The sequence below is a fragment of the Xanthomonas sp. NCPPB 1128 genome (assembly GCF_001043115.1).
Classification (GTDB): Bacteria; Pseudomonadota; Gammaproteobacteria; order Xanthomonadales; family Xanthomonadaceae; genus Xanthomonas_A.
Genome location: NZ_LFME01000031.1, coordinates 1 through 14548, shown reverse-complemented (window position 1 = coordinate 14548; position 14548 = coordinate 1). Strand labels below are relative to the sequence as shown.

The following is a 14548-nucleotide window of genomic DNA, read 5'->3' as shown; positions in this document are numbered from 1 at the left end:
CTGCGTCGTGGGGACGCCGCAGGGATGGCGTGCCGCGGCGCAGCGAGCGCGCATGCAGGGCGCTTTGCCGCAGGCGAGCCCCAGCGGGTAGGCTTGGCCCACCGCCGGCCACGGCCGCTGCCATCCCATCGCCAGGAGTTCGTGCATGTCCAGATCGCCCCGTCCGTCCCCTGCCCTCGCCGGTGCGGTCCTGCTCGGCGGGATCGGCCTGTCCGCCTCCGCGCTGGCCATGACCGATCTCGCCCAGGGCTATGCGCTGGGCGCGCAGGCGGCCGTCACCCCGCCGCAAAGCACCGAGGCGACCGCGCCGGCAACGCCGACGCCCGCGCCGCCGGCGCAGGCCAGGCAGGCCGCCGATCCGGCCAAGGCCAGCGAAGGCGGCTGCGGCGCCAAGGCCGGCGACGGCGGTTGCGGCGCGCACGCACCGGCGGCGACGCCGGCCAAGCCCGAGGCAGCCGGTCGCGCCGCCACGCCCCAGGCCAAGCACGACGACAAGGCCATGGCCGAAGGCAAGTGCGGCGAGGGCAAATGCGGTGGCAGCCTCTGAATCGAGCCCCCTTGCTGCGGCCAGCGCCGGCCTCGGGCTGCGTCGCGGTTTGCTGCCGGACCTGCTGCAAGCAGCAACCGATGCGTTTGATTTCCTCGAATGCGCACCGGACAACTGGATCGGCGTCGGCGGCCGGCCCGGGGAACTGTTGCAGACGCTGAGCGCGCGGCATCCGCTCAGCTGCCACGGCCTGTCGTTGTCGCTCGGCGGTGTGGCCGCACTGGACACCACCCTGCTGCAGCAGACCCGCCAGTTCCTCGACCGGCACCGGGTCGCACTGTACAGCGAGCACCTCAGCTACAGCGCCGACGACGGCCAACTCTACGAACTGCTGCCGCTGCCGTTCACCGACGAGGCCGTGCGCCACGTCGGCGCGCGCATCGCCCAGGTGCAGGACGCGCTGGGCCGGCGCATCGCGGTGGAGAACGTCTCCTACTACGCTGCCCCCGGCCGGGCGATGAGCGAAGCCGCCTTCGTGGCCGCGGTGCTGGACGAGGCCGACTGCGACCTGCTGCTGGACGTCAACAACGTGCACGTCAACGCCTGCAACCACGGCGACGATGCCCTGGCCTTCCTCGCCGCCATGCCCAGCGCGCGCATCGCCTCGTACCACGTCGCCGGCCATCGCGACGACGCCGCCAGCGGGCTGAAGATCGACACCCATGCCGCGCCGGTGGTCGACCCGGTGTGGGACCTGCTCGCCGCCGCCTATCGCCTGCACGGCGTGCGTCCCACCGTGCTGGAGCGCGACGGTCAGTTCCCGCCGCTGCACGAACTGCTCGACGAAGTGCAGCGCATCCGCGCCGTGCAGGCGCAATCGCTCGACGCATGAGCGACACCCTGCGCGCGCAACAGTTCGCGCTGACCCGGCACCTGCGCGATCCGCAGCGGTACCCGCCGCCGGCGGATATCCCGCCGCAGCGCCTGGCCGTGTACCGCGCCCTGTTCTTCGACAACCTGGCGCAGTTGCTCGGCGGCCAGTTCCCGGTGCTGCGCGCCACCCTCGGCGACGCCGACTGGACGGCGCTGCTGCGCGCGTTCTGCGCCGACCACCGCGCCCGCACGCCGCTGTTCCCGCGCCTGGGTGAGGAACTGGTGGCGTTCCTGGCGCAGCGCGCACCCGATCCGCAGCGCCCCTGGCTGGCCGAGCTGGCGCACTACGAAACCGTGGAACTGCAGGTGCAGATCGACGATGCCGCGCTGCCGCCGCACGATCCGCACGGTGACCTGCTCGACGGCATCCCGCTGCTGTCGCCCTGGCTGCGCCTGCTGCGCTACCGCTGGCCGGTGCAGCGCATCGGCCCGGCCTGGCAGCCGGACACGGCGCCGGCACAACCGACCTGCCTGCTGGCGCGACGCGAGACCGACGGCCAGGTCCGCTTCGCCGAACTGGCGCCGCTGGCCCATGACGTGCTGGCGGCGCTGCACGCCGGCACGCGCAGCGGGCGGGCGCTGCTGCTGGACCTGGCTGCCGCGCACGGCCTTGCGCCGGCCGCTCTGCTGCACGAGGGCGCGGCCCTGCTGGAACGGCTGCGCGCGCAGGGCAGCGTGCTCGGCACGCGCTTGTCGGAGTGACGCCGCGGCGGCCGGCGGCCGCGCTCTGCTAACCTTGGCGGATGAACGATTCGGTCGACAGCCCCTCGCAACCCCTGGTCATCACTCCGATGTCGCGGCGTTTCCGCGGCTATCTGCCGGTGGTGGTGGACGTGGAAACCGGCGGGTTCGACTGGAACAAGCATGCGCTGCTGGAGATCGCGGTGGTGCCGATCGAGATGGACGATTTCGGCCAGCTGTATCCCGGCGTCACCGCCAGCGCGCATGTGGTGCCGGCGCCGGGCACCCTGATCGATCCGAAGTCGCTGGAGGTCACCGGCATCGTCCTGGACCATCCGTTCCGCTTCGCCAAGCCCGAACGCGAGGCGCTGGACCACGTGTTCGCGCCGGTGCGCGCGGCGGTGAAGAAGTACGGGTGCCAGCGCGCCATCCTGGTCGGCCACAACGCCCATTTCGACCTCAACTTCCTCAATGCCACGGTCGCCCGCTGCGGCCACAAGCGCAATCCGTTCCATCCCTTCAGCGTGTTCGACACCGTCACCCTGGCCGGCATCGCCTACGGCCAGACCGTGCTGGCGCGGGCGGTGCAGGCCGCCGGCTTCGACTGGAACGCCGCCGACGCGCACAGCGCGGTCTACGATACCGAGCAGACCGCGCGCCTGTTCTGCAAGATCGCCAACGCCTGGCCGGCCCCGCCGATCGCCGCGGCACCATGAACCGCGGCGCGTCTTGCACGGCATGCGCGCGACGCCGTCGTGTCGGCCCGGCGGCACTGCGACCGAACGGCGGGTGATAGCGCCGCACGCACGCCGGCAGCGCGCCGCATGACCCGCAACGTGCTGTTCGTATGCAGCCGCAATCGGCTGCGCAGCCCCACCGCGGAACAGGTGTTCGCCACCTGGCCCGGCGTGGAGACCGCCTCGGCCGGCGTCGACCACGATGCGGATACCCCGGTCACGCCGGAGTTGCTGGAGTGGGCGGACCTCATCTTCGTCATGGAACCGATGCATCGCGCCAAGCTGTCGCGCCGCTTCAAGCGCCACCTCGGCCGCGCTCGCATCGTCTGCCTCGACATCCCCGATGACTTCGCCTACATGGATCCGGCGCTGGTACAGCTGTTGACCGCGAAGGTATCGCGCCACCTGCCTGCATGCTGATCCTGGTCATCGGCCGCGGCTCCGAGCCGTGCATTCGCACAAGCATGGTCGCCATCCCGAGACACGTCGGCATGCGTGCTACGCTCGCCGCCGCGCCGGCCAAGGCGCCCGCATCAGGACGACCGCGTCATGCAAGCATGGAAGCGCCGCAGCATCGGCATTCTCGACATCGGCGGCGCCGGCATCGGCGTTATTGCCATCATCAGCCAGGTGCCGAATCTGCGGCAGCCGACCGACTGGATCATCTGCGCCGCATTTGCCGCGCTCTACAGCTGGGGTATCTATTGCGGCATCCAGTTGCTGGAAGGCCGGCCCGACGCGCTCCGCGTCAACCGGGCGTTCTGGCTGGCGCAGGTGCCGGCCTTCGGCAGCCCGCTCGCCAGCTACGCGTTCAACTGCGGCTTCCACCTCACCGCCGTCGTGCAGTTCGCCCCGTTCAAGGCCAGCGCGAACTTTCTGCTCGGCAGCCGCTTCACGTTCACCCTGTTCCAGTCGGGCGCAACGCTCTTCTTTGGCGTGAACCTGTTCGCGCTGGCGATCGTGCTGTTCCTGACGCAGCAACTGCGCAACCGTCCTGGCGCCGCCACTGACGCTGCAGCGACTGAAGCGGGCCCTGCACCACCGCAGCACAACGCGCCTCATGGCGAGCCGTGACGCCGAACGCCTCCCAGTGAACACGACCGATGCCCTGACCTTCCTGCGCGCGCAGCAACCGCTGCCCGACGACGACCAGCTCACCCAGGACCTGGTCGATGCCTACGACGCGGCGAGACGCCTGTTCCTCGCCGATCCCGATCGCGACGTACTACCCCTGTTCCTGCGCTCCTTCGGCAACGGCGACGGCTGGCGCATCTATCCGCTGGTCGAGGACATGTTCCATGCCTGCGACTGCGGCGACGCCAGTGCCGCGATCCGGGAGGCGCTGGACGATCCCGCGCTACCTGACGGTAGCCGCCACTGGGTCACGCAGTTGGCCGCCGCCTTTGCGGATCCGGCCTTGCGCGAGGGGCTGGGCCTGTCGTTGCGGTCGGAACATCCAGACACCCGCGAGGCAGCGCAGATGGCGCTGGAGATGCTGGACCGTCACGCCACACGCTGAAACGCGCGCGTCTGCGATTCACGCTACAAGGCAACGACAGCACCGATCCGCATCCGGACGCATGCCCTCAGCCCGCGCACACCCGATCGCGCCCCATGCCCTTGGCCCGGTAAAGGGCGCCGTCGGCGCGCTCCAGCCACTGGCTCGGCGTCTCGTCCGCGCGCAGCGCGACCAGGCCGCCGCTGAAGGTGACGCGCAACGCCGGCGCCTCGGGCGCCCACTGCAGGCGCGCGTGGAACAGGTCGCGCAGGCGCGTGGCGAAGCGCTCGGCATCGGCCAGCGGCGTGTCGCCGAGCAACACCGCGAACTCTTCGCCGCCCAGCCGCGCCGGCAGGTCGGCGGCGCGGCAGGCACTCAGCAGCAGTTGCCCGACCTCGCGCAGCACCGCATCGCCGGTAGCATGCGAATAGCCGTCGTTGATCTGCTTGAAGCGGTCGATGTCCATCACCAGCAGGCAGAGCGGCGCGCCGCTGCGCTGCGCGCGCTGCACGCTGTGCACCAGCACTTCGTCGAAGTGGCGCCGATTCGGCAACGCGGTCAGCGCGTCTTCGTGCGCCAGGCGCTCGAAGGCAGTGGCCTGGCGCTGCAGTTCCGCCAGCAACTGGCTCTTCTCGGCATCGGCCTGCAGCAGGCGTTCGGTCTGCAGCCGCAACGCACTGGTGCGCCGCTCCACCAACCGTTCCAGGCGCAGGGCGCGCCGCTTGTAGCGCGCGATCAGGTAGCGGTACAGCAGCACCAGCGCCAACACCAGCACCGCCACCGCCGCCGCGTGCACGCTGTGCCGCTGCCACCACAACGGCGCGACGCTGAAATGCCACACGGCCTCGCGGGTGCTCCAGGCGCCGTCCGGATGCGCTGCGGCCACGTGCAGGGTGTAGTCGCCCGGCGGCAGGCCGATGAATTCCACGCTGCGCTGGTTGCCGCGGTCGATCCAACCGCTGTCCAGGCCATCGAGCCGGGTGCGATAGCGGATGCGCTCGGGCAGCAGATAGCTCAGGCCGACATAGGACACGCTGATGCGCTTGGCACCAGGGAGTTCCGTCTTGCGCTGCCAGGGGAAGGGCTGGCCATCCAGCAGCACGCTCTCGATCGCCGCCGGCGGCGGCAGGCGATCGCGGAAGCGCGCCAGGCGCCGCGGATCGACGGTGCTGACACCGCCGGCGGTGACCAGCCACACCGTGCCGTCGTGACGCAGGATCATCGACGGCCCGGAGCTGCCGTTGCCCTGGGCATTGGACATGCCGTCGATCTCGTCGTAGCGGCTCACCTGCAACCGCGCCTGGCGGCCGTCGGCAACCGCATCCAGCGCCGCCGCGGTGGTACGCAGCACGCCGCGGTTGCTGCTGATCCAGACATTGCCGAGGCGGTCGCGGACCAGTTGGAACACCGCATCCACCGGCATGCCCTGCTCCAGCCCGACCCGCGCCAGGCGGCCATCGCGATCGCGGTGCAGGCCGCGGTCGGTGGAGATCCACATGTCGCGGCCCAGCGCCTGGAATCCGAACACGGTGCGCGCGCCGCCCAGTGGCTCCAGCGCCAACTGCCGCACCCTGCCGTCGCGCAGCACGGACACGCCTTCGACCGAGCCGATCCACAGCGCACCGTCGACGCTGGCCAGGGCGGTGATCAGGCCGTGCGGCAGGCCGGGCACGTCCGGCACCGACAGCCGCTCGCCGTCGATGCGCATCACCCCGCTGCGCGTGCCGATCCATACCGTGCCGGCGGCATCGACGCTGAGCGCACGCACCTGGCCGCTGGGCAAGCCCTCGTCGGTTCCGTAATGGCGCACGACCCGGCCGTCGCGCAGGCGGAACACGCCATCGGCGTAGGTACCCATCCACAGGTCGCCGTCGCGGCCGCGCGCCAGGCTCAGCACCGATGGCGCGTCGCGCAACGCGACCGGGGCGATGTGCCCGTCAGGCGCCATGCGGTCCAGGCCGGCGGCGCTGCCGATCCACAGCGCGCCATCCGGGGTCTCCAGCAGCGCGCGCACGTAGTCGCCGCTAAGTCCGTCGCGGCGGGTATAGCCGGCGAACAGCGTCTCGCGCAAGCGGAACAGGCCGCCATTGGCGCCGATCCAGATGCTGCCCTCGGCATCCTGCAGCAGGCTGACGATGCGCCCGTTGGGCAGCACGTCGCCCGGCAACATGCGTTCGACGCCGTGCGCACTGATCCGCAACAATCCCTGGTTCTCGGTGCCCAGCCAGATCGCGCCATCGCGGTCGCGCAGCATCGAGGTGAAATGGCCGTAGCCCGGCAGGTGCTGCACCAGTACCGCGCGCTCGCCCTGCAAGCGATACAGGTTCTCCCCGGCGACCAGCCACAGCGAGCCATCCGGTGCCCGGTATGGCCAGGCCAGCCCCGGTGGCAGGCCGAAGGCGGCCGGCGCGCGCCGCAGCACGCCCTGCGGGTCGCGGTACAGCAGGCCGTCGAGGCTGCCGATCCAGAGCCGTCCCTGGTCGTCGGCGGCCAGGTGCGGAAAGCTCGCCGCCAAGGGCAGATCGCGCGGCGCCGGCTGGTAGTCGAAGCGGCCATCCGGCCACAGGCAGCCCAGGCCATTGCCCTCGAACAGCAGCCACATGCGGCCGTCGCGGTCCTGGGTCATGGCGTGGATCAGCGCATGCGGCCAGCCCGGCGGCTGCCGCCAGAAACGCCACTGGCCCGCCGCATCGTGGCGACCGAGATTGCCGCGCGAATCGCTGAGCCACAGCGCGCCGGCGCGGTCCACGTACAGCGAGCCGACGCCGTTGTCCGGCAGGCCCGGGCGGGTGCTGCGGTCGATGACGGTGAAGTCCAGGCCGTTGTAGCGCACCAGCCCTTCCCAGGTGGCGAACCAGAGGCGGCCGTCCGGGGTCTGCGCCAGATCGCGCAGGGAGTTGTGCGGCAGGCCGTTGCGCGAGGTCCAGGAGTCGATCGCGTAGTCGCGCAGCGGCGGCACCCCGTCTGCAGCGCCGTCGGCGGCGATGGCGCGCCAGGCCACGCCCAGCGCCAGCAGCAGGACCAGCAGCAGCGGCCACGCGACCGGCCACGCGCGCCCGCGGCCGCGTGCGAGCACCGCTTCCCCCCTCCCCCTGGCGACGTTCACTGTCCCGACCCGATCCGACGCAGGCGGGGCGCGACAGGACCCTGGCGCGGGGTGCCAGAGTCGAGGGGACGGGGGCGACGCAGACTCATTACCGGAGCGGAACACGGGACGAGCGCCCATGGTAGGCAAAAAACAGGCGCTGCGGGTGCAGGCGGTAACAGGGCAGTGGAAAAGGACGCGTGAAGATTGCGCGGCGGTTAAGCCGGGGCGACTTGCGCAGAGGACAGTGCCGACCGCGCTGGATCGCAGTGATTCCTTTCTCCCACCGGGAGATGCCCCGAAGGGGCGGATGAGGGTCCGGGCGAAGCCTGGGGAGAAGTCGACTGCAGTGGCTTCGGGAAGGTCTCGGTGAAGCCTGGTGTTGCCAACGATGCCCTCGAGGGGCTTCGCCCGCACCCTCACCCCAACAACCCCTCTCCCGCGGGGAGAGGGGCTTCCAGGCGTCAGACGCTCCCCTTCTCCCACCGGGAGAAGGTGCCCCGAAGGGGCGGATGAGGGTCCGGGCGAAGCCTGGGGAGAAGTCGATTGCAGTGGCTTCGGGAAGGTCTCGGTGAAGCTTGGTGTTGCCAGCAATGCTCTCTAGGGGCTTCGCCCCCGTACCCTCACCCCAACCCCTCTCCCGGGGGAGAGGGGCTTAGGTTGCTCCCAGCGCTGAGGGGCGCCGCCGGCGTCACAGACGCGGCGCCGGGCGCTTAGCCCATGCGCTGCCGCACCGCCTCGAACAGGGTCACGCCCGCGGCGACCGAGACGTTGAGGCTCTCGATCTCGCCCGGCATCGGAATGCGCACCAGGCCGTCGCAATGCTCGCGGGTCAGCCGGCGCAGGCCGTCGGACTCGCCGCCCAGCACCAGCGCCATGTTGCCGCGCAGGTCCTGCGCGTACAGCGAGGTTTCGGCCTCGCCGGCCAGGCCGTAGATCCACACGCCCTGCTTCTGCAATTCGCGCAGGCACCGCGCCAGATTGGTCACCGCCACGATCGGCAGGCGGTCGGCGGCACCAGCCGAGGTCTTGCGCACGGTGGCGTTGACCGGCGCCGACTTGTCCTTTGGAATCACCACCGCCGTCACCCCGGCGGCGGCGGCGCTGCGCAGGCAGGCGCCGAGGTTGTGCGGGTCCTGTACGCCGTCCAGCACCAGCAGCAGGGCGCGGCCCTCGGCGGCGCTGACCAGGCCTTCCAGTTCGCTCTCGGCCCAGGTCCGCGCCGCGGCGTAGCGCGCGGCCACGCCCTGGTGCCGCACCGAGCCGCCGACGCCGTCCAGCGCCTGCGTGTTCACCCGCCGCACCTCGATGCCCTTGCGCCGCGCGTTCTCCTCGATTTCCTGCAGGCGCGGATTCTTGCTGCCCGCCTCCACCAGCACCTCGCGCACGTTGTCGGCGTCGTTCTCGATCGACGACGCCACGGCGTTGACGCCGACGATCCACTGGTTCTGCTTGCTCATGAGGCGGGACTACGTGAAAGGAAAGCGGGCATGGTAGGGGTTGTGGCCGCTGGCGTCATGCCTGGGGGCCGGGATTGGGGATTGGAGATTCGGGATTGGCAGAAGCGGCATGCCTGCGATGTCCTGCTTCCCTGCTGCCCTGAGATACCCGCGTTGCGGCTGCATGACTACGAACGCCTCTCTCAAATAGCCAAGCCGTGCGCAGCACGCCGTTGTGGGAGGGACTTCAGTCCCGACTGCAGGCAGCCTGAACTCCTTGCCTGCCCTGACCTGTCGCGTTCGAAGGCCAGAGTGACCGCAGGATCGCCAGCAACGCGACGCGCCCATTGGTACAGCCCCGGCAACTTCAGCCCGGCCAGCGCTCGGTATCGTGGTCCGGATGCTGGCGCGAGACGACATCGGCCAGGAACGGCGCGGCGGCCAGATCGCCCTCGGTGCGGGTGGCCGGCAGGCGATGCAGCGCATCCACGAACGGCAGCTTCGCTTCGATGCCGTACTGGATGGTGGGCGGCAGGTCCTGAGGACGATCGAAGGCGCCGGCCGCCACCGCGATGCCGTCCGGCGCTTCGTAGGTCAGTGGGGTGCCGCAGTCGGCGCAGAAGCCGCGCTGCACCAGGTTGGACGAGGCGAAGCGCTTGGGCGCGCCGCGGGTCCAGCTCAGCTCCTCGCCGCGGGTGGAGACCAGCGGCGCGTAGTAGGCGCCGAATGCCTTCTGGCACATCCGGCAATGGCAGATCGAGGCATCGTGCAGGTGCCCGCGTACCCGGAAGCGCACCGCGCCGCATTGGCAACCGCCGCTGTACTGCTGCTCCATGTCTGCTCTCCGCTGCGGACCGCATCGCGCAGGGGTCGCCCCCGCACGACGCAAGGGATGCGCGATCGCGGCGGCCGCCACGCGGCCGGCCGCGACGCTGCGCCGTCAGTACTTCTTTTTCTTGCGCTTGGCCGGCTGCCCACGCGGTGGCGGCGGCGGCAACTCGTCATGTGCCGACGCACCTTCCTCGACCAGCCGGAAGTCGATCTTGCGCTCCTCCATGCTCGCCTTCAGCACCACGATGCGCACGCGGTCGCCCAGGCGGAACTCGCGGCCGCGGCGCTCGCCGGTCAGGGTCTTGCGGGTGGCGTCGAAGTGGTAATAGTCCTGCGGCAACTGGGTCACGTGGATCAGGCCGTTGACCTTGGACTGGTCCAGCTCGACGAACAGGCCGAAGCTGGTCACGCCGCTGACCACACCGTCGAACTGCCCGCCGACGTGCTTCTCCATCCACGCCGCGCGGTAGCGCTCGTCGACCTCGCGCTCGGCCTCGTCGGCGCGGCGCTCGCGCTCGGAGCACTGCAGCGCCAGCGCCGCCATCACGCGCGGCGCATACAGGTATTTGTCCGGCGCGCCGCGGGTCAGCGCGTACTTGATCGCACGATGCACCAGCAGATCCGGATAGCGGCGGATCGGCGAGGTGAAGTGCGCGTAGGCCTCCAGCGCCAGGCCGAAGTGGCCGGCGTTGTCGGGCGAATACACCGCCATGCTCTGGCTGCGCAGCAGCACCGATTCCAGCAGCGCCGCGTCCGGACGCTCGCGCACCTTCTTCAGCAGCTTGGTGTAGTCGCCCGGTACCACCTTGCTCCACGCGGGCAGGCTCAGCTTGAACTCCTTGAGGAACTCCAGCAGGTCGGCGTACTTGGATTCCGGCGGCCGCTCGTGCACGCGGAACGGCGCCGGGATATGCGTCTCCAGCAGGTAGCGCGCCGCGGCCACGTTGGCGGCGATCATGCATTCCTCGATCAGCTTGTGCGCGTCGTTGCGCACCAGCATGCCGGCCTGGGTCACCTCGCCGGTGTTGTCGAGCACGAAGCGCACTTCCGCGGTCTCGAACTCGATCGCGCCGCGGCGCGCACGCGCCTTGGCCAGGATCTGGTACAGCTGATGCAGCCGCTCCAGCTGCGGCAGCACCGCCGCCACGTCCTTGCGCACCTGCTCGTCTTTTTCGCCCACCGCCTGCCACACCTGCTCATAGGTGAGCCGCGCGTGCGAGTTCATCACCGCCTCGTAGAAGCGCGCGCCGGCCACCTCGCCCTGGCGGTCGATCTGCATGTCGCAGACGAAGCACATGCGGTCGACCTTGGGGTTGAGCGAGCAGATGCCGTTGGACAGCGTCTCCGGCAGCATCGGCACCACGAAGCCGGGGAAGTACACCGAGGTCGCGCGCTTGACCGCCTCGGTATCCAGCGGCGTGCCCGGACGCACGTAGTGCGACACGTCGGCGATCGCCACCACCAGGCGGAAGCCGTCGGCGTTGGACTCGCAGAACACCGCGTCGTCGAAGTCCTTGGCATCGGCGCCGTCGATGGTCACCAGCGGCGTCTGCCGCAGGTCCACGCGGCCCTTGATCGCCGCCGGCTCCACCGTCAGCGGCACCGCCGCGGCTTCGTCCAGCACGTCCTGCGGGAATTCGTAGGGCAGCTCGTGGCCGTGGATCGCCGCTTCCACCAGCAGCGACGGGGTCAGCTTGTCGCCGAGTACCGCGATGATCTTGCCGATCGGCGGGCGCCGCGCGTCCGGCGCGGAGGTCAGTTCGCACACCACCAGTTGCCCGTCGCGCGCCTCGCCGACGGCGTCGGCGGGGATCTGCACGTTGCGCTGGATGCGCTTGTCGTCCGGCACCACGAAGGCGATGCCGGCTTCCAGGCTGAAACGCCCGATCATCCGCGTCAGACCGCGCTCGAGCACGCGCGCGATGCTGCCCTCGCGACGGCCGCGGCGGTCGATGCCGGTGACGTTGGCCAGGGCGCGGTCGCCATGCAGCACCTTGCGCATCTCGTACGGCGGCAGGAACAGGTCGTCGCCGCCCTCGTCCGGACGCAGGAAGCCGAAGCCGTCCGGGTTGGCGATCACCACGCCCGGGATCAGGTTGGTCTGCTGCAGCGGCGCGTAGCCGCCGCGGCGGTTCTGCACCAGCTGCGCCTCGCGCAGCATCGCGCCCAGGCGCTTGCTCAGCGCTTCCTTGCGCGTGGGCTCGGTCAGGCCGAGCTGTTCGGCCAGTTCGTCCAGGGTCTGCGGGCCGTCGCAGCGTTCGAGCAATTGCAGGATCGCCTCGCGGCTGGCGATGGGCTGCGCGTAGCGCTCGGCCTCGCGTGCGGCATAGGGATCCTGGATCGGCGCGGCGGTGTCGGGCGCGGCCGCCGGCGGTGGCGTCGGCGGGTGCAGCGGTTGCAGCGGCGGCTTGGGGCCACGGCGCAGGAAGCTGGGCATCCAGGCGGGCAGACGCGATTTCTTCGGCGTATCGGGGGAGTGCGCGTCGCTGGACGCGGATTTGCCGGGCTTGCCGGACTTGCTTTTGCGAGTTGTCATCCGTGCATGGTACTCCCATGCAGGTGGCCCCCACCCGAACCGGGCGGTGCAGCCGCCGCGAACGCGCCCCAGAAACGACGAAGCCCGCGTCAGCGGGCCGGTCGGTGCGAGAGTTCAGCGCTCTCGCGATGTTGCCTGTGGTGCCCAGGAGAGGACTCGAACCTCCACGGTTTTACCCGCTAGTACCTGAAACTAGTGCGTCTACCAATTCCGCCACCTGGGCGCTGAAGGCCGCGAATTCTGCGGTGCCGCCGCGACCTTGTCAACGCCTATTTCGCGCCCGGTCGCGATCGATCACGTCGATGACGCGATTCGACCGCGGCAGACAGCGGTGCCCCGCACGCGCCGACCGCGGCGCGACTGTGCACGCGTGCACGCTTCGGCGGCATGCGGATTCGGCAAAAAACCGCATGTGCGATGCCGATTCCGACACAGCGCCCGCGCAAGCGGACCTGCTTCGAAGATCCGCCGTGACGGCGCCGGAAGTTCGCAATTTTGTCGGTTGACCCGGATCGGCGCCCCGCTAGTTTGCATCCGGCAATCCGTCGCCCTCCCCCACGCTCCGGAGCCTCCACCATGCATCCCCTGTCCGCTTCCCTGCTCGCCGCCACCCTGTTCGCCAGCGCCACCAGCGCCTCCGCCGCCACGGCCGGCGCCGACGACGCCACGCTCAACTCCCTCACCGAGATCCAGCGCGCCCTGGACAGCGGCGCCTCGGTCGCCGTGGCGATCGACCTGAGCCAGTGCACGCCCACCTCCGGCGGCGCCACGCCCAGCCAGACCCGTGGCGGCCTGCGCATCGGTGCCTACCGCGTCACCGCCGACGGCACCCTGTCCTTCGCCGACGAGCACGTCACCGTCGGCCGCGACGGCAAGCCGATCCAGCAGTTCCTGCGCTACCAGGTGCACCCGGACAACAGCATCGACTTCAGCATGTTCGTGTTCGCCCTGCCCAGCTACCAGCAGACCGGCAGCACCCTCGGCTACCACTGCGCGATCAACCAGGGCCTGCGCTTCAACGTCGGCTACTGAGGTCGTGACGGATGTGCATGCGACGGCGGTGCAACGCCGCTGTCGCAAAACGCTTGACAGCGCCCGCCGCCGCACGCACAATTCTCGTTCTGAGTTGCCCAGGTGGCGGAATTGGTAGACGCACTAGTTTCAGGTACTAGCGGGTAAAACCGTGGAGGTTCGAGTCCTCTCCTGGGCACCACGACCGACAGGTCGAGAAAGATCTCAAAACCCGCTTCGGCGGGTTTTTTGTTGGCTGCGTGCAGGCCGCAACGCTCAGCGCTGCGGCGGACGCAACGGACCGATGTCCACGCGCACGCCCTTCACCCACACCGCCACCTTGTAGGCACGGTAGCCCGGATTATGGCGTTCGGCCGCACGCGCGGCCAGATAGGCATTGGCGGCATGCACCAGCACCTGCAAGGACGGCTCCAGTTGCGCGATGCGCCGGAGCCTCACTTCGTAGGTGGCCATGCGCCCTCCCCCACGCACGGGCATGCGCCGCGTCGTGCCGCGATCGGCCAGCGCATGGCGGCGCAGCGCGGCGCCGACACCCTGGTGTCCCCAACGTCCATGTCCTGCATGCGCATCCTCGCGCGTCCGTGCATTCCGCACCGCACGAGTATTGAATTTCCGAACAATCGGAGTCAAGCGAGACTGTACGACAAGCCGGCGGATGCTCCATATCTTGGTAGGCCCGCCGTCCCCCAGGGCCCACCGCAATGAATAGCTTCGGCGACCGTTTGCGCGAAGCCAGGAAAGCCGCCGGGCTCACCCAGGAACAGTTGGGCTTCGCGCTGGACGTGACCAAGTCGTCGGTGTCCGCCTGGGAGAACGACCGCGAAACCCCGAGCTTCCGCCTGCTGCCGACGCTGCGCAACGTACTGAACCGCTCGCTCGACGAACTGGTCTGCGGCGTAGGCCCGGGCAAGCGCGTGCAGGACCTGCCCTCCGACTATCCGCTGCTGGCGCAGGATGCGCAGGAGCGCGCGTTGCTGGCGCGCTATCGCAACGCACCGCCGGGCCACCGCGACGCCGTGCTGGAACTGCTCAAGCCGAGCAGCGGCTGACTCGCACTGGTGGCGGGTGTGGCTTTCGGGCACCGCCAGTAACCAAGGCATGCCATTCGTAGGAGCGGCTTCAGCCGCGACGAGGCGTGACCGATAACGCTCGTCGCGGCTGAAGGGCACCTCTAAAAACCTCGGCTTTGGCATCATTGGCTTAAAGGACACGCCGAGGAGGCCATGATGATCAGCCTGTTTGCCGGTCACGAACGGGAAGCCAAGCGGCAGCAGATCGGCGATCCGCTG

Annotated in this window: 14 protein-coding genes and 2 tRNA genes; 10 read left to right on the top strand and 6 right to left on the bottom strand. The window is 70.0% G+C overall.

The window, feature by feature from the left end:
• The first annotated feature begins 145 nt into the window (after positions 1 to 145).
• The 7 genes from ACP93_RS16815 to ACP93_RS16785 all read left to right on the top strand — a co-directional run bounded on the left by ACP93_RS16815 (position 146) and on the right by ACP93_RS16785 (position 4357).
• A complete protein-coding gene (locus tag ACP93_RS16815) occupies positions 146 to 547 on the top strand; it encodes an HvfA family oxazolone/thioamide-modified RiPP metallophore (protein WP_048491817.1) in 402 nt (133 codons plus the stop codon).
• Positions 534 to 1379 (top strand): HvfB family MNIO-type RiPP peptide maturase, encoded by an 846-nt coding sequence (locus ACP93_RS16810; RefSeq protein ID WP_048491816.1) that lies wholly within the window; start codon positions 534 to 536, stop codon positions 1377 to 1379. Before ACP93_RS16815 ends, ACP93_RS16810 begins: the two co-directional genes overlap by 14 nt.
• Positions 1376 to 2122, top strand: a complete 747-nt coding sequence (locus tag ACP93_RS16805) for an HvfC family RiPP maturation protein (RefSeq protein ID WP_048491815.1) — start codon at positions 1376 to 1378, stop codon at positions 2120 to 2122. Before ACP93_RS16810 ends, ACP93_RS16805 begins: the two co-directional genes overlap by 4 nt.
• A gap of 41 nt (positions 2123 to 2163) precedes the next feature.
• Positions 2164 to 2817: a ribonuclease T gene (rnt, locus tag ACP93_RS16800; RefSeq protein ID WP_048491814.1), complete on the top strand. Its 654-nt coding sequence runs from the start codon at positions 2164 to 2166 to the stop codon at positions 2815 to 2817.
• A gap of 108 nt (positions 2818 to 2925) precedes the next feature.
• The gene (locus ACP93_RS16795; protein WP_048491813.1) at positions 2926 to 3258 is read left to right on the top strand and encodes a low molecular weight protein tyrosine phosphatase family protein; all 333 of its coding nucleotides are present in this window, start codon (positions 2926 to 2928) and stop codon (positions 3256 to 3258) included.
• Between the two features lie 129 nt (positions 3259 to 3387).
• Positions 3388 to 3912 (top strand): hypothetical protein, encoded by a 525-nt coding sequence (locus ACP93_RS16790; protein WP_048491812.1) that lies wholly within the window; start codon positions 3388 to 3390, stop codon positions 3910 to 3912.
• Positions 3913 to 3928: 16 nt separating this feature from the next.
• Positions 3929 to 4357 (top strand): hypothetical protein, encoded by a 429-nt coding sequence (locus tag ACP93_RS16785; RefSeq protein WP_048491811.1) that lies wholly within the window; start codon positions 3929 to 3931, stop codon positions 4355 to 4357.
• Positions 4358 to 4424: 67 nt separating this feature from the next.
• Here ACP93_RS16785 and ACP93_RS16780 read toward each other — a convergent pair whose 3' ends face one another.
• The 5 genes from ACP93_RS16780 to ACP93_RS16760 all read right to left on the bottom strand — a co-directional run bounded on the left by ACP93_RS16780 (position 4425) and on the right by ACP93_RS16760 (position 12450).
• Positions 4425 to 7337: a ligand-binding sensor domain-containing diguanylate cyclase gene (locus ACP93_RS16780; protein WP_228136075.1), complete on the bottom strand. Its 2913-nt coding sequence runs from the start codon at positions 7335 to 7337 to the stop codon at positions 4425 to 4427.
• Between the two features lie 797 nt (positions 7338 to 8134).
• Entirely contained in the window at positions 8135 to 8881 is a 747-nt protein-coding gene (gene rlmB, locus ACP93_RS16775; RefSeq protein ID WP_048491810.1) for a 23S rRNA (guanosine(2251)-2'-O)-methyltransferase RlmB, read from the bottom strand.
• A gap of 346 nt (positions 8882 to 9227) precedes the next feature.
• Positions 9228 to 9695: a GFA family protein gene (locus tag ACP93_RS16770; protein WP_048491809.1), complete on the bottom strand. Its 468-nt coding sequence runs from the start codon at positions 9693 to 9695 to the stop codon at positions 9228 to 9230.
• Between the two features lie 105 nt (positions 9696 to 9800).
• Positions 9801 to 12227 carry a ribonuclease R gene (gene rnr, locus ACP93_RS16765; protein ID WP_048491808.1) on the bottom strand — a complete coding sequence of 809 codons (2427 nt, stop codon included), beginning with the start codon at positions 12225 to 12227 and terminating at the stop codon, positions 9801 to 9803.
• Between the two features lie 138 nt (positions 12228 to 12365).
• Positions 12366 to 12450, bottom strand: a tRNA-Leu gene (locus tag ACP93_RS16760).
• 353 nt (positions 12451 to 12803) lie between these two features.
• Between ACP93_RS16760 and ACP93_RS16755 the strand changes: the two genes are divergently transcribed.
• Positions 12804 to 13259: a VirK family protein gene (locus ACP93_RS16755; protein WP_048491807.1), complete on the top strand. Its 456-nt coding sequence runs from the start codon at positions 12804 to 12806 to the stop codon at positions 13257 to 13259.
• Positions 13260 to 13355: 96 nt separating this feature from the next.
• Positions 13356 to 13440 (top strand) — tRNA-Leu (locus ACP93_RS16750).
• 74 nt (positions 13441 to 13514) lie between these two features.
• On the opposite strand, the gene ACP93_RS16745 is transcribed toward ACP93_RS16750, so the two are convergent.
• Complete coding sequence (locus tag ACP93_RS16745) at positions 13515 to 13712, bottom strand: hypothetical protein (RefSeq protein ID WP_048491806.1); 198 nt, start codon at positions 13710 to 13712, stop codon at positions 13515 to 13517.
• 248 nt (positions 13713 to 13960) lie between these two features.
• Between ACP93_RS16745 and ACP93_RS16740 the strand changes: the two genes are divergently transcribed.
• Positions 13961 to 14308 (top strand): helix-turn-helix domain-containing protein, encoded by a 348-nt coding sequence (locus ACP93_RS16740; protein WP_048491805.1) that lies wholly within the window; start codon positions 13961 to 13963, stop codon positions 14306 to 14308.
• Positions 14309 to 14548 lie beyond the last annotated feature (240 nt).

Coding starts and splice junctions, on each gene's coding strand:
- rnt (WP_048491814.1), top strand. CDS start 2,164: ATGAACGATTCGGTCGACAGCCCCTCGCAACCCCTGGTCATCACTCCG.
- rnr (WP_048491808.1), bottom strand. CDS start 12,227: ATGACAACTCGCAAAAGCAAGTCCGGCAAGCCCGGCAAATCCGCGTCC.
- ACP93_RS16745 (WP_048491806.1), bottom strand. CDS start 13,712: ATGGCCACCTACGAAGTGAGGCTCCGGCGCATCGCGCAACTGGAGCCG.
- ACP93_RS16815 (WP_048491817.1), top strand. CDS start 146: ATGTCCAGATCGCCCCGTCCGTCCCCTGCCCTCGCCGGTGCGGTCCTG.
- ACP93_RS16790 (WP_048491812.1), top strand. CDS start 3,388: ATGCAAGCATGGAAGCGCCGCAGCATCGGCATTCTCGACATCGGCGGC.
- ACP93_RS16805 (WP_048491815.1), top strand. CDS start 1,376: ATGAGCGACACCCTGCGCGCGCAACAGTTCGCGCTGACCCGGCACCTG.
- ACP93_RS16740 (WP_048491805.1), top strand. CDS start 13,961: ATGAATAGCTTCGGCGACCGTTTGCGCGAAGCCAGGAAAGCCGCCGGG.
- ACP93_RS16755 (WP_048491807.1), top strand. CDS start 12,804: ATGCATCCCCTGTCCGCTTCCCTGCTCGCCGCCACCCTGTTCGCCAGC.
- ACP93_RS16770 (WP_048491809.1), bottom strand. CDS start 9,695: ATGGAGCAGCAGTACAGCGGCGGTTGCCAATGCGGCGCGGTGCGCTTC.
- rlmB (WP_048491810.1), bottom strand. CDS start 8,881: ATGAGCAAGCAGAACCAGTGGATCGTCGGCGTCAACGCCGTGGCGTCG.
- ACP93_RS16795 (WP_048491813.1), top strand. CDS start 2,926: ATGACCCGCAACGTGCTGTTCGTATGCAGCCGCAATCGGCTGCGCAGC.